The organism is Streptomyces sp. NPDC001156 (assembly GCF_053598275.1).
In genome coordinates this window covers 105,870-119,249 of the sequence record NZ_JBSFJX010000004.1, presented here as the reverse complement: position 1 = coordinate 119,249, position 13,380 = coordinate 105,870, and the positions used below count along the sequence as shown (strand labels likewise).

Here is a 13,380-nt window from a genome sequence, read left to right as displayed (position 1 = left end):
ATCCACAGATCTTCCGCACAGCCTGTGGATAACTCCATGGGGCTGTGGACACCTGTGGACAAGCGCACGCCAAATCCCGTGTACCCCAAGGGAATCGAGTCAACGCTCCGCGACCGAAGTGCCCCTTTTGGGCGAGCGGCGCCCCTTTTCTTGACACGCAGTGTAATTGGCCAATAACGGGACATGACCTGCGGATCCGAATACAGAGTCGTGAGCCGTAACTCCGCACCGGTAGCCTTGAGGGGTGATTGACCTTCGCCTGCTCCGTGAGGACCCCGACCGTGTTCGCGCCTCCCAGCGCGCCCGTGGAGAGGACGTCGCGCTCGTCGACGCCCTGCTCTCTGCCGACGAACGGCGCAGGTCGTCCGGTGTCCGCTTCGACGAGCTCCGTTCCGAGCAGAAGTCGCTCGGCAAGCTGATCCCCAAGGCCTCCGCCGACGAGAAGGCCGAGCTGCTGGAGAAGGCGAGCCGGCTGGCCGCCGACGTCAAGGCGGCCGACGCCGAGCAGCACGAGGCCGACGAGGAGACCAAGCGGCTCCTGCTCCAGCTCGGCAACCTGGTGCACCCCGACGTCCCGGTCGGCGGCGAGGAGGATTTCGTCGTCCTGGAGACGCACGGAACCATCCGCGACTTCGGCGCCGAGGGCTTCGAGCCCAAGGACCACCTGGAGCTCGGCGAGGCGCTCGGCGCGATCGACGTCGAGCGCGGCGCGAAGGTCTCCGGCTCGCGCTTCTACTACCTGACGGGTGTCGGCGCCCTGCTGGAGCTGGCGCTCGTGAACGCGGCGATGGCGAAGGCCGTGGAGGCCGGGTTCACCCCGATGCTGACCCCCGCCTTGGTCCGCCCGCGTGCCATGGAAGGCACCGGCTTCCTCGGCCAGGCCGCGGAAAACGTGTACCACCTGGAGAAGGACGACTTCTACCTGGTCGGCACCTCCGAGGTCCCGCTCGCCGCGTACCACATGGACGAGATCGTCGACGCGGAGCAGCTGCCGCTGCGCTACGCGGGCTTCTCGCCGTGCTTCCGCCGCGAGGCCGGCACGTACGGCAAGGACACGCGGGGCATCTTCCGTGTGCACCAGTTCGACAAGGTCGAGATGTTCTCGTACGTGGACCCCGAGGACGCCGAGAACGAGCACAAGCGGCTCCTGGAGTGGGAGAAGGAGTGGCTCGCCGCTCTTGAGCTGCCGTTCCAGGTCATCGACGTGGCGACGGGCGACCTGGGCGCGTCCGCCTCGCGTAAGTACGACTGCGAGGCCTGGATCCCCACCCAGGGCAAGTACCGCGAGCTGACCTCGACCTCCAACTGCGACAGCTTCCAGGCGCGCCGGCTCTCGGTCCGTATGCGGGACGGCAAGAAGGTGCAGCCGCTCGCGACGCTGAACGGCACGCTGTGCGCCGTACCCCGCACGATCGTGGCCATCCTGGAGAACCACCAGCTGGCCGACGGCTCGGTACGGGTCCCGGAGATCCTGCGCCCGTACCTGGGCGGCCGGGAGCTGCTGGAGCCCGTGGGCAAGTGAGCACGGCAGAGGTCGCGGGTTTTCCCTACCAGCTGATAGCCACCGATCTCGACGGGACGCTGCTGCGCCCCGACGGGACGGTCTCGCAGCGCACGCGTGAGGCGCTCGCCGCGGCCACCGCGGCGGGCGCGGCCCATATCGTCGTCACCGGGCGCGCGGTGCCCTGGACACGTCACATCCTCGATGACCTCGGCTACCGGGGCCTCGCGGTGTGCGGCCAGGGAGCGCAGGTGTACGACGCGGGTGAGCACCGGCTGCTGACGTCGGTGACGCTGGACCGGCGGATCGCGACCCTGGCGCTGGCGAAGATCGAGGCCGAGGTGGGCCCGCTGCTGCTGGCCGCCAGCCGGGACGGCCTGGACGGGGAGGTCCTGGTGAGCCCCGGGTACCGGGTCCATGAGGGGCCGCTTCCGTACCAGCCGATCAGGGACCCGGAAGACCTGTGGTCGGCGCCGCTGAACAAGGTGTACCTCCAGCACCCGAGGCTGGGCGACGACGAGTTGGCCGAGGCGGCGCGGCAAGCCGCGGGCGGCCTGGTCGGGGTGACCATGGCGGGCGAGGGGATCGTGGAGATCCTCCCCCTGGGCCTGACCAAGGCGACGGGACTGTCGCTGGCGGCGCGCCGCCTCGGGGTAACGGCCGCGGACACGATCGCCTTCGGCGACATGCCGAACGATGTCCCGATGTTCGCCTGGGCGGCGCACGGCGTGGCCATGGCCAACGCGCACGAGGAGCTCAAGGCGGTCGCGGACGAGGTGACGCTGTCCAATGAAGAGGACGGCATAGCCGTGGTGCTGGAACGATTGCTCGGATAGCGGGGGCACGGGAAGGCGTGCACGGCGTACGCCGACCGGAAACCCGATCCGAAGCCCCATCCAAAACCCGGTCCGGGAACTTCGGCCAGAGAGAACCGTCTGGGGAACGTGCTCGGCAACCGGTCAGGGAAGCTGCTCGGAACCCGGCCGGAAAAGGCGCTCGGAACCCGGCCAGGACCTTGGAACTTGTCTGGTCGCACTCATGACATCTCGCGGAGGATGCGCGGATCGAACGCGCGCGGGGACTGACCCCGACCACGGCTTAGCAAGCCGGTGCCTTGCCACTCGGCCAATCCTCCGGGTGGGCGGCCCGCGCGAACGTGTCGCGCGCTCGAAGCGGCCGCCCCGGGCAGCTCCCCGTGGGGGCGGGGCTCGACGGAGGGGTGACTACTCCGGAGCCCGCCGCGGGCCGCCCTGCTGGGAGCCCGGCGAACTGTCGTGCATGGACATCACCCGGCTCCTCTCCCAGAACGTGGCGCCGGACCGTCCGGCGTCGTGGACGTCATCACTGTGCCCGTCCGCCGGATCGGACGCCACTGAATAAATCCGCCGGCCGCAGGGCGTGCAGGGCCGCTACCGGCGCCGCCACTTACGGCGGCGCGCCTTGCTGAAGAACCAGCCGGCGGGCGGCTGGTCGGAGCGCCACGGCTGGGGATCGGGCGCCTGGTCGCGCCATCGCGCGGCGAGCATCCGGGCGCGTCCCGAAGGCTCGGTGGTCGGCGCGGACCGTATGAAGTCCTCGTCGAACACGACGCCATCGAATATGTCTCCGGCCTCGCCCGCCCCGTTTCCGTCTGGTGCCTGCGCTGCCATCCCCGTTCCTTTCCGCTGTGCATCCCCTTGCCCAAGTGTGCCCGGGCAGGTGTGAAACCGCCGTCAAAAAAACCTTCGAACAAGGCAAGAACGACTGCGAGCAACAACGACAGCAAGCACGGCCACCGGAACGACGAGACGGCTCCGGTGGAGGCAGGTGGCCGCTTTCGGGACGCACCTCCACCGGAGCCCGGCCGGAGCCCGGCCCGGGGTTACTCTTCGCCCGTCAGCGTCAGCTTCCGCAGCTTCTGGCCCGCGTACCAGGTGGCGGCAACGGTCACCGCGATCAGCAGCGCCGTCGCGGTGGGCAGCCCCACGTCCGAGGTGACGAGGGAACTGTCGGAGACCTTGTGGGCCACGGCGAGCGCCCACTGCTGAACACTGAGCGTGCGCGCCCCGGAGACCAGCGAGCCGAAGAGCGCCTCCCAGACCAGCGCGTAGACCAGCCCGAAGACCACCGCGTGCCGGCTCACCGTGCCGAGCAGCAGGAACAACGCGGCGTACGCGATGGAGGCGACCAGCGCGGCGACGGTGTACGCGACCGCGATCTGCTGTCCGTTGCCGTTCAGGATCATCCCTGCGACGAACGTCGGCAGCGCCGAGAACGCCATGGTGACGGCGATCGCCACGATCAGCTTGGTGAAGATGATCGTGGGCCGCTTCACCGGCTTGGCCAGCAGGTACACCACCGAGCCGTCGTCGATCTCCGGCCCGATCGCGCCGGTGCCGGCGATGACGCCGATGATCGGCACCATCGTGGCGAGCGCGAATCCGCCGAGGACGTCATGCGCCACCTGGTCGTCGGCGCCGGTCAGCGACCGGACGACCGCGGAGATCACGACGAGCAGCAGGGGCAGTGCGCCGAGGATGAGGGCCCGGCGGCGGCCGAGCAGGCCCCGGTAGGTGAGCCGGGCGACTGTGGGGTCGTACATCTTCGGCCTCCTACGCCGCGACCAGGTACGAGAAGACGGACTCGAGGGACTCGTCCGACGGTGACACGGTGAGCAGCCGGATGCCGTGATCACGAGCGACCCTCGGCAGCAGGACCGTGAACCGGCCGAAGTCGACCGCCTGGATGCGCAGCGCACCCTCGGTGAGGTCGACCTCGATACCCGACGTCGACGGGTCGGCGATCAGCGCGGCCGCCAGCGCGCGATCGTCACTGGAACGCACCAGATAGCGGTGCGGGCGGTCGGTCATCAGGCGGCGGATCTTGCGGAAGTCGCCGCTCGCCGCGTGCCGTCCGGCGACGATCACCTCGATGTGCGAGGCGAGTTGCTCGACCTCTTCGAGGATGTGGGACGAGAACAGCACCGTGCGGCCCTCGGCACCCATGCGCTTCAGCAACTCCATGAGCTGCATCCGCTGGCGCGGGTCCATGCCGTTGAACGGCTCGTCGAGCAGCAGCAGGGACGGATCGTGCACGAGGGCGGACGCCATCTTCACGCGCTGGCGCATGCCCTTGGAGTACGTCGAGATCTTCCGGTCCTGCGCGTACTCCATCTCCACCGTGGCGAGGGCCCGCGCGGCGGCCTTCGCGCCGAGGCCGTGCAACTCGGCGTTGGCGACGACGAATTCCTGGCCGGTGAGGAAGTCGTACATCGCCTCACGCTCGGGGACGATGCCGATGTGCCGGTAGATCTGCTCATTGCCCCACACGGGCTGTCCGTCGAGGGTGACGGTGCCGGTGGAGGGGGCGAGGAAGCCGCCCATCATGTTGATCAGGGTCGACTTTCCGGCGCCGTTCGGGCCGAGGAGGCCGGTGACCCCGGGGCCGACGTTCATGGTGACGTCGTTGACGGCGACCACGTTGCCGAACCAGCGCGAGACGTGGTCGATGGAGAGCGTGGTCACAGTCCGGCCTTTCGGTAGCGGCGCGTCAGCAGGCCGTAGCTGCCCGCGATGAGCCCGAGGACGACGAGGAGGAAGACGACGCCCTGCGCGGCCGAGGGTCCTTCCCCTCCGGGGTAGGAGGAGACCGCCCCCAGGAAGGCCGTCTGCACGCCGTCGATGAGCGTGACAGGCGAGAACAGTCCCATCCAGACGATGGCGTCGGAGCCGGCCGACTGCACGTGCGCGATGGCCTGGATGGTGGAGACGGCCCCGTACGAGATGGTGAGCACGGCGATGACGGCCGCGATGCCGAACCCGCGCCGGGGGGTGGCCGCGGCGATGACCAGGCCGATGCCGGAGAACAGCAGGGAGAGCAGGGCCACGGAGACCAGTCCTTCCGCGAATCCCTTCGTCTGATGGGCGAAGTCCAGCTTGGCGAGCAGTGCGCCCACGTACAGGACGAGCAGCGGCGCGGCCGCCAGGATGAACATCGCCGAGGCCAGGGCCGCGTACTTGGCGCGCACGTAGTCGGCGGTCTCGATGGGCCGCGAGAAATACAGGGGTACGGTCTTGAAGCGCAGATCCCGGGAAACCGACTGGGGCGCCTGCGAGGCGACGTACAGGCCGATGAGGGCCTGCATGATGATCGCGTAGCGCGTGTACTCGACGGGCAGGTCCTTCGCCTTGGTGGCCACCGCGACCGCCACCATGATCAGAGCCGGTGCGCACATCACCACGAACAGCAGCATCGGCAGCACTTTGGACTTCACCGAGCGGCCGAGGCCGTAGGCGCCGCGCAGGGACTGCGAGTACAGCGAACGGCGCGCGTAGGCACGGCCCAGGCGCGGACCGTCGTACGTGCGGTAGCCGATGTTGTGGATCCGGGTCTGCTCGGCCTCACGGACCGTGGGCTGCTCAACCGCCATGGCCGACCGCCTCCTTCCGCTGCTCGTCGCTGTCCTTGAAGACCTCGGCGATCTGGTGCCTGCGCTGCTCCATGCGGACCAGGCCGAGACCCAGCTCCGCGACGACGTCCCTGACCGTGTCGTACGTCTGCTCGCCCTCCGCGGTCAGCAGCAGGATGTGCCCGGCGCCCGGCAGACCGCTGCCCTCGTGGGTGGTCACCCCGCGCGCCAGGAGAGCGTCGCGGACCGCGGCGGTGCCGTCCGGGTGTTCGTCGGTGTCGGTGACCTCGACCGCGAGTGTCGTCGTGGTCTGGGTGAAGTCCCGGGTGGAGCTGGACCGCAGGAGCTTGCCGCCGTCGATGACGACGACGTGGTCGCAGGTGCGTTCCAGCTCGCCGAGCAGGTGGGAGGTGACCAGGACCGAGATGCCGAAGTCCGTGTGGACCCGGCGGATCAAGCCGAGCATCTCGTCCCGGCCGACCGGGTCGAGACCGTTGGTCGGCTCGTCCAGGAAGACCAGCTGCGGGTCGTGGACAAGGGCCTGAGCGAGCTTGACGCGCTGCTTCATGCCGGTCGAGTAGCCGCCGATGGGGCGATAGCGCTCCTCGTACAGGCCGACGTGGCGCAGGGTGTCCGCGGTGCGCTCACGGGCGGCCGCCGGGGGCAGCCCGGACATCCGCGCCATGTGGACGACGAACTCGGTGGCCGACACGTCGGGCGGCAGGCAGTCGTGCTCCGGCATGTACCCGACGCGCTCACGGATGGCGCCGCCCTTGGTGGCGACATCGAGTCCGAGCACTTCGGCGCGGCCCTCGGTGGCGGGGGACAGACCCAGCAGGATCTTGATCAATGTGGACTTGCCGGCTCCATTGGCACCGACGAGCCCCGTCACACCGGGTCCGACGTCCACGGAGAGCCGGTCAAGCGCGGTCACCCTCGGGAACCGCTTGCTCAGGCTTTCGGTCGCGATCACAGTCACGTACCCGACGGTAGTGACACACACCACGCCCGTCGTCAGACCCCAGAGCAGTATTCGTGTCCGACTCCAGTCGTACAGGTCCTTAGGGGTCACCCTGAGGTCGAACACCCACCGGGGTTTCCACAGGCCGAGGCGGCGCTATTGACGACTTCTCTAACAACTGCGAGATTCGCCGGTGTCACGTTACGGGCACGTAGCGCAGTCGCCACCCCCGCCGAGAGGCGAGGGCATGGCGAGGGCGATGCCGTGACGACGAAGGTGTCCGCCGAACGCCGAGCCGATTTGCGGGAGTTCCGAACGGTGCGGCGACTCACGACCGAGTACGCGGAGGAGGAGTGCCTCATGGCCGGCCAGAGGTGGGTGGTGGGCAGGTGACGCTCACAGGGGCGCGCGAACGCCGGGTGCGCACAGGCGGAATCGAGCTGTGCGTCGCGGAGTTGGGGGACCCGGGCCGGCCCACGGTCACGCTCGTGCACGGGTATCCGGACAGCAAGGAGGTGTGGTCGGAGGTGGCCGCCCGCCTCGCCGGCCGTTTCCACGTCGTGCTGTACGACGTCCGGGGCCACGGCAGGTCGACGGCGCCCAGGCCGCTGCGCGGCGGTTTCACGCTGGAGAAGCTGACGGACGACTTCCTGGCGGTCGCGGACGCCGTGAGCCCCGGCAGGCCGGTGCACCTCGTCGGGCACGACTGGGGTTCGGTGCAGTCCTGGGAGTTCGTCACGGTCAGGCGCACCGAGGGCCGGATCGCCTCCTTCACGTCGATGTCCGGACCGTCCCTGGATCACTTCGGGCACTGGATCAGGCAGCGGATGAGCCGTCCCACCCCGCGCCGGGTGGGCCAGCTGCTGGGTCAGGGTGCCAGGTCCTGGTACGTGTACCTGCTGCACACGCCCGTGCTGCCGGAACTGGCCTGGCGCGGCCCCCTGGGCAGACGCTGGCCGAGGATCCTGCAGCGGGCCGAGCAGCTGCCGGGCGGCGACTACCCCACCCCGTCGCTGCCCTCGGACGCCGCCCACGGCGCCTGGCTCTACCGCGACAACGTACGGTCCCGGCTGAGCCACCCCCGCACCGACGCCTATGCGCACGCGCCCGTTCAGCTCATCACCCCCCTCGGCGACGCGTTCCTGTCGGAGCGGCTCTACGACGAGCTCGAGCGGTGGGCCCCGCAGCTCACCCGCCGCACATTGCCCGCGAAGCACTGGATCCCGCGCACACGGCCCGATCAAGTCGCCGGCTGGATCACGGAGTTCGTGACCGCCGTCGAGAACGGACGGCCCGCGCCGGCGGCCCGCGGACGGTCCGCGGACCGCTTCGGCGGGCAGCTGGTGCTGGTGACCGGCGCGGCCGGCGGCATCGGACGGGCCACCGCGCTCGCGTTCGCCGGGGCCGGCGCCCGGGTGGTGGCCGTCGACCGGGACGGGGAGGGCGCGGCCCGCACGGCCGGGCAGGCCCGGCAGGGCGGGGCGGCCGCGGCATGGGCCGAAACGGCCGACGTCTCCGACGAGCAGGCCATGGAGAAGCTGGCCGAGAAGGTCGCCACCGAGTACGGCGTGGTGGACGTGCTGGTGAACAACGCGGGGATCGGTCTGGCCGGCTCCTTCTTCGACACGACCGCGGACGACTGGCGCAAGGTCCTCGATGTCAACCTGTGGGGCGTCATCCACGGCTGCCGGCTCTTCGGGAAGCAGATGGCCGACCGCGGCCAGGGCGGTCACATCGTCAACATCGCTTCTGCGGCCGCCTATTTGCCATCCAAGACGCTTCCCGCGTACAGCACGTCCAAGGCGGCGGTCCTGATGCTCAGTGAGTGCCTGCGTGCGGAGCTCGCGGGACAGGGCATCGGGGTGTCGGCCATCTGCCCCGGGCTTGTCAACACCAACATCACATCGACCGCGCGGTTCACCGGCATTGACGCGTCGGAGGAGAAGCGGCGGCAGGAGAGGGCGGCGCGCTGGTACGGGTTGCGGGGCTACCCGCCGGAGAAGGTCGCCGACGCGGTCCTGCGAGCGGTCGTACGCGACCTGGCCGTGGTTCCTGTGACTCCTGAGGCACGAGGTGCGCATCTGATGTCCCGCTTCACACCGAGGGCACTGCGCGCGTTCGGAAGGATGAACCTGCCTTTGTGAGCGCTCGGTTGGCCATGGGTGGGCTGTTTCGCTCTTCGGCGTTGATCATTGGGCTATTTGATCGGCCCGGGCGCCAAATGGCTTATTGGCGTCATATTTGACTACCCGTCTGCAGTGAGTTGCCCGTCCTCTACGTCTTGCGCTGCCCACTTCGAGTAGATCAACTGAATCGACGGTTGGTGCGTGGACAGTGACATCAGTCCATCCTTGTGCGGGGCAGTAGTTGATGATTTGTCAGTTCTGCAAGCGCCTTACCGTCGCCTCCCGAACACGCGCACACAAGCACCCGCAGGCTGCCCCCCGTTGATCAGTGTGACCTCACATCACCAGCCAGGACATCCGCTGAACTATGGCCTCACTCAACCCGCTTACCCCAGGAGGTCACAGACAGCCTGAACGAGGGCAGGGTTGGCGAACCATGCTCAATCCGGCGTCAGTTGTCCACAGAACCGCCAAGTAGCCTGTGGATAACCCCACTTGCTTGTGGATCAAACATCGGCGTCAAAATCAAGTGCGTGATCCACGTCTCTGCCGCACGCTGGAGAGATGAAAGAAGGGAACGACGAGAGACGCACCGTGAAGGTGTCGAAGTACCTCTCGAAACACCTGCGACACCAGCCGGAGCGGATCGGGCTCACGCTCGACGAGGGCGGCTGGGTGGAGATCGACACCCTGCTCGCCGCGACGGCCGCGCACGGCTTCCGGATCACACGGGACGAGCTGGAGCACGTGATCGCCGACAACGACAAGCAGCGCTTCGCCGTCGAAGGCACCCGGATCCGCGCCAGCCAGGGACACAGCGTCGAGGTGGACCTGGGGCTTCCTCCGGCGACCCCGCCCCCGTTCCTCTACCACGGGACCGTGGCGCGCTATCTGGACGCCATCCGCGCAGAGGGTCTCCGGCCGATGAACCGCCACGACGTGCACCTCTCGCCGGACCGCGAGACCGCCACCCGGGTCGGCGCCCGCCGCGGCCGCCCCGTCGTCCTCACCGTGGACGCCGGCGCCATGCACCGCGACGGCCATGTCTTCCACGTCAGCGCCAACGGAGTCTGGCTGACCAAGGCCGTACCGCCGCAGTACCTGCGCTTCGCCGGACCCCACTGACCTCTCACCTGTGATTTCCGGGGCCCTGCCGATCACGCCCGGGACACGACCACCCGGACCTCCCCTTACGCTCGATGCATGAGTCTGCGTCTGAGCACCGTGATCCTGCCGTACCTCCGCTGGCACGAGGGCGGGCGTTCCGCGTGGCAGCGTGCCGAAGAACTCGGTTTCCACACCGCGTACACCTATGACCACTTGTCGTGGCGGTCCTTCCGAGACGGCCCGTGGTTCGGCGCCGTGCCGACGCTGACGGCCGCGGCCGCCGTCACCGAGCGTCTCCGCCTTGGCACCCTGGTGACCTCGCCGAACTTCCGGCACCCGGTCACCCTCGCCAAGGAGCTGATTTCCCTCGACGACGTCTCCGGCGGACGGATCACGCTGGGCATCGGCGCGGGCGGCACCGGCTTCGACGCCACCGCCCTCGGCCAGGAGCCCTGGACTCCGCGCGAGCGCGCCGACCGGTTCGGCGAGTTCGTCCCGCTGCTCGACCGGCTGCTCACCGAGGACTCCGTCTCGTACGAGGGCACCCGCTACTCCGCGCTCGAGGCGCGCAACATCCCCGGCTGTGTCCAGCGCCCCCGGCTGCCGTTCGCGGTGGCCGCGACGGGGCCCCGCGGGCTGAAGCTCGCCGCGCGCCACGGTCAGGCCTGGGTGACCACCGGTGACCCGAAGCTGTTCGAGACGGGCACCCCCGAGCAGTCGGTGCAGGCACTGCGGGCGCAGGCCGAGAAGCTGGCCGAGGCGTGCGCCGCGGTCGGCCGTGATGTGAAGGAGCTCGACAAGGTCCTGCTCACCGGCTTCACCCCGGACCGCGGCCGCCCGCTGGAGTCCCTCGACGCGTTCGTCGACTTCGCCGGCCGGCATCGTGAACTGGGCTTCACCGACATTGTGATCCACTGGCCGATCCCCGACTCCGACTTCGCCTCCGATGTGAAGGTCTTCGAGCGGATCGCCATGGAGGCCCCGGCGCAGCTGCGTTGACCTGCCCAGGTGTGACGCCGCTGGTGAGCAGCGTCACACCCGTCTGTGTAGCCCCTCTCAGGACCCTGTGGGCATATGCGCGAGAATGGGGCCCGTGACCTCAGCGACCAGACAGCCCGAGACCCCGGCCTCCGCAGTTCCGCCCCGGCTCATCGCGACCGATCTCGACGGCACTCTGCTGCGCGACGACAAGTCGGTCTCCGAGCGCACGGTCGCCGCGCTGGCCGCCGCCGAAGCGGCCGGCATCGAGGTGTTCTTTGTCACGGGCCGTCCGGCCCGCTGGATGGACGTCGTCAGCGACCACGTTCACGGCCACGGACTGGCCATCTGCGGCAACGGCGCCGCCGTGGTCGACCTGCACAAAGGCTCCGGCGCCCACCGCTTCGTCAAGGTCCGGGAGCTGCCCCGGGAGAACGCGGTCGACGCCGTGCAACTGCTGCGGGACGCCGCACCCGGGACCGTCTACGCCATCGAGCAGACGTACGGGTTCTACCAGGAGCCGGGGTACCCGAAGCTCCACCTGGAGGTTCCGGATCTGCTCGCGTCCGCCGAGGAACTGCTCGCCCCGGACGCCCCCGGCGCGCATCAGCCGGTGCTCAAGGTCCTCGCCTACCACCCGGAACTGGACCCCGACGCATTCCTCACCCTGGCGCGGATCGCCGTCGGAGACCGTGCCACCATCACCCGGTCCAGCCCCAGCTCGCTGCTGGAGATCAGCGGTCCAGGAGTGTCCAAGGCCAGCACCCTCGCGCTGTGCTGCGCCGAGCGCGGCATATCCCACGAAGAGGTCATCGCCTTCGGCGACATGCCGAACGACGTGGAGATGCTCACCTGGGCCGGCCAGTCGTACGCCATGGGCAACGCGCACCCGGACGTGATAGCCGCCGCCTCCGGGCGTACGGTCGCGAACAACGAGGACGGGGTGGCCGTGATCATCGAACGGATCCTCGCGGACCGGTTGCGGGAGACGGCCAAAGACGCCCCGAATCCCTGACGGGCGGCTCGGCGAAAGGTGCCTGGCGGAGTTCGCCGAGCACACACCTCGGCGCCTCACGTCGCGGGTGATCCCAGGCGAGACGCGCCTGACAGCTTCACGCCCCGGGCCGCCAGCCACGGCACCGGATCGACGACCGAGGCCAGCTCCGGGGTGGCCCGCACCTCGAAGTGCAGATGCGGTCCGGTCGAGTTGCCCGTCGTACCCGACTGGGCGATCCGCTGTCCGGCGGCCACCCGGTCGCCCGGTTCGACAGCGACGGCCGCGAGATGGGCGTACTGCGTGCAGTAGCCGCCCGGATGCGCGATCACGACTTCCATGCCGAACGCGCCCCCGCACGTCACCCGCAGCACCTTCCCGGCCCCGACCGCCCGCACCGGCGTCCCGATGGGCACCGCGAAGTCCTGTCCGGTGTGCCGGTGCGCCCAGTGCTGACCGCCGTTGCCGAAGCCCGCGGAGAGCCGGTACGTCTCCACCGGCGTCACCCATGGGCGTCCGAGCCTGCCCCGGGGCTGGTCCAGGTGGACGGCACCCCGGCACGTCCTCGCGGCCGCGGCCGCGTTGGCCTGACTCTGCAGTACCCAGCGTGCCTGTTCCAATTGCGCCTCCAGAGTTCGCTTCCGCGCGGCGAGTTCGCCGTTCCGTTTCTGCAGCGCCCGCCACTGCGCCGACGCCCGTGCCCGGTCCTCGGTGAGGCGGGTCTCCGCCAGACGGCTCCTGGCGACCGCGTCCGCGACCACCAGGTCCACCCGTCCGGGCACTTCGTGCCCCTGCGTCAGTTCCTGAGTGCTGTCCGGGAGCGGGGTCTGCGGGACATAGGACAGTCCTCCGCTCTTGCGGTACTGGTCTCGCGCGATCCGGCCGAGGTCCTTGTGCAGGGCCGCGATCAAGGTGCGCTCCCGGACGATGAGTTTGTCGTCCCGCCTCGCTATGGAGTGCTGTTTCTCGGCCTCACGGCGTCCGGTCTCGTACTGCCGGGCCACCACGGCCGTGTCGTCGTACAGCCGTGCCACCCGAGCACTGGCACTGGCACTGGCACTGGCACTGGTATCCGCTCCACCACCCCCCGTCCCGCTCTCGGCCGCGGCCGACCCCGCCGGTAAGGCCGCGACGGTACACAGCAGAAGGGGAACGAGCAGGCGAGAACAATGAGATGAATGCATGTCAATGATCGTCGCCCGTGTCGCGGCCGCCGTCCTGTCGACCTCCTACGGCTGGAGGAAGGGACGACCACGGATGGCTCAGCGGCGTCCCCCGGCCGAGGGGCCGCGACTGCTCCGTCCGCCATGCCCGCGGGTGGTGCCT

At 69.4% G+C, this 13,380-nt stretch carries 12 protein-coding genes and 1 tRNA gene; 6 read left to right on the top strand and 7 right to left on the bottom strand.

Translation table 11 applies throughout. From position 1 onward, the window contains the following. Positions 1-244 precede the first annotated feature (244 nt). Complete coding sequence (gene serS, locus ACWDA7_RS03760) at positions 245-1,522, top strand: serine--tRNA ligase (protein WP_432929995.1); 1,278 nt, start codon at positions 245-247, stop codon at positions 1,520-1,522. Then, positions 1,519-2,337 carry an HAD family hydrolase gene (locus ACWDA7_RS03755; RefSeq protein ID WP_450602588.1) on the top strand — a complete coding sequence of 273 codons (819 nt, stop codon included), beginning with the start codon at positions 1,519-1,521 and terminating at the stop codon, positions 2,335-2,337. The genes serS and ACWDA7_RS03755 overlap by 4 nt, the downstream gene beginning before the upstream one ends. 213 nt (positions 2,338-2,550) lie before the next feature. Here the strand turns inward: ACWDA7_RS03755 and ACWDA7_RS03750 are convergent. From ACWDA7_RS03750 to ACWDA7_RS03725, 6 genes are all read right to left on the bottom strand, one after another. Beyond that, positions 2,551-2,636: transfer RNA gene (locus tag ACWDA7_RS03750), tRNA-Ser, on the bottom strand. Positions 2,637-2,910: 274 nt separating this feature from the next. Next, the gene (locus tag ACWDA7_RS03745) at positions 2,911-3,150 is read right to left on the bottom strand and encodes an SGM_3592 family protein (protein WP_432929999.1); all 240 of its coding nucleotides are present in this window, start codon (positions 3,148-3,150) and stop codon (positions 2,911-2,913) included. Between the two features lie 212 nt (positions 3,151-3,362). After that, the gene (locus ACWDA7_RS03740; RefSeq protein ID WP_450602587.1) at positions 3,363-4,082 is read right to left on the bottom strand and encodes an ABC transporter permease subunit; all 720 of its coding nucleotides are present in this window, start codon (positions 4,080-4,082) and stop codon (positions 3,363-3,365) included. 10 nt (positions 4,083-4,092) lie between these two features. Then, positions 4,093-5,004: an ABC transporter ATP-binding protein gene (locus ACWDA7_RS03735; protein ID WP_450602586.1), complete on the bottom strand. Its 912-nt coding sequence runs from the start codon at positions 5,002-5,004 to the stop codon at positions 4,093-4,095. Continuing rightward, positions 5,001-5,909 (bottom strand): ABC transporter permease, encoded by a 909-nt coding sequence (locus tag ACWDA7_RS03730; RefSeq protein ID WP_450602585.1) that lies wholly within the window; start codon positions 5,907-5,909, stop codon positions 5,001-5,003. The genes ACWDA7_RS03735 and ACWDA7_RS03730 overlap by 4 nt, the downstream gene beginning before the upstream one ends. Further along, entirely contained in the window at positions 5,899-6,861 is a 963-nt protein-coding gene (locus ACWDA7_RS03725) for an ABC transporter ATP-binding protein (protein WP_450602646.1), read from the bottom strand. The genes ACWDA7_RS03730 and ACWDA7_RS03725 overlap by 11 nt, the downstream gene beginning before the upstream one ends. Before the next feature lie 377 nt (positions 6,862-7,238). Here ACWDA7_RS03725 and ACWDA7_RS03720 point away from each other — a divergent pair, with 377 nt between their 5' ends. The 4 genes from ACWDA7_RS03720 (at position 7,239) to ACWDA7_RS03705 (ending at position 12,075) form a co-directional block, all read left to right on the top strand. Beyond that, entirely contained in the window at positions 7,239-8,993 is a 1,755-nt protein-coding gene (locus ACWDA7_RS03720; RefSeq protein WP_450602583.1) for an SDR family oxidoreductase, read from the top strand. 546 nt (positions 8,994-9,539) lie between these two features. Continuing rightward, entirely contained in the window at positions 9,540-10,100 is a 561-nt protein-coding gene (locus ACWDA7_RS03715) for an RNA 2'-phosphotransferase (protein WP_450602582.1), read from the top strand. A gap of 78 nt (positions 10,101-10,178) precedes the next feature. Beyond that, complete coding sequence (locus ACWDA7_RS03710) at positions 10,179-11,081, top strand: LLM class flavin-dependent oxidoreductase (protein WP_450602581.1); 903 nt, start codon at positions 10,179-10,181, stop codon at positions 11,079-11,081. A 94-nt stretch (positions 11,082-11,175) separates the two neighbouring features. Beyond that, positions 11,176-12,075, top strand: coding sequence for a Cof-type HAD-IIB family hydrolase (locus tag ACWDA7_RS03705; protein ID WP_450602580.1), 900 nt, complete (start codon positions 11,176-11,178; stop codon positions 12,073-12,075). Positions 12,076-12,131: 56 nt separating this feature from the next. Here the strand turns inward: ACWDA7_RS03705 and ACWDA7_RS03700 are convergent, their stop codons facing one another. Beyond that, positions 12,132-13,088, bottom strand: a complete 957-nt coding sequence (locus tag ACWDA7_RS03700; RefSeq protein ID WP_450602579.1) for a peptidoglycan DD-metalloendopeptidase family protein — start codon at positions 13,086-13,088, stop codon at positions 12,132-12,134. Between the last annotated feature and the right edge of the window lie 292 nt (positions 13,089-13,380).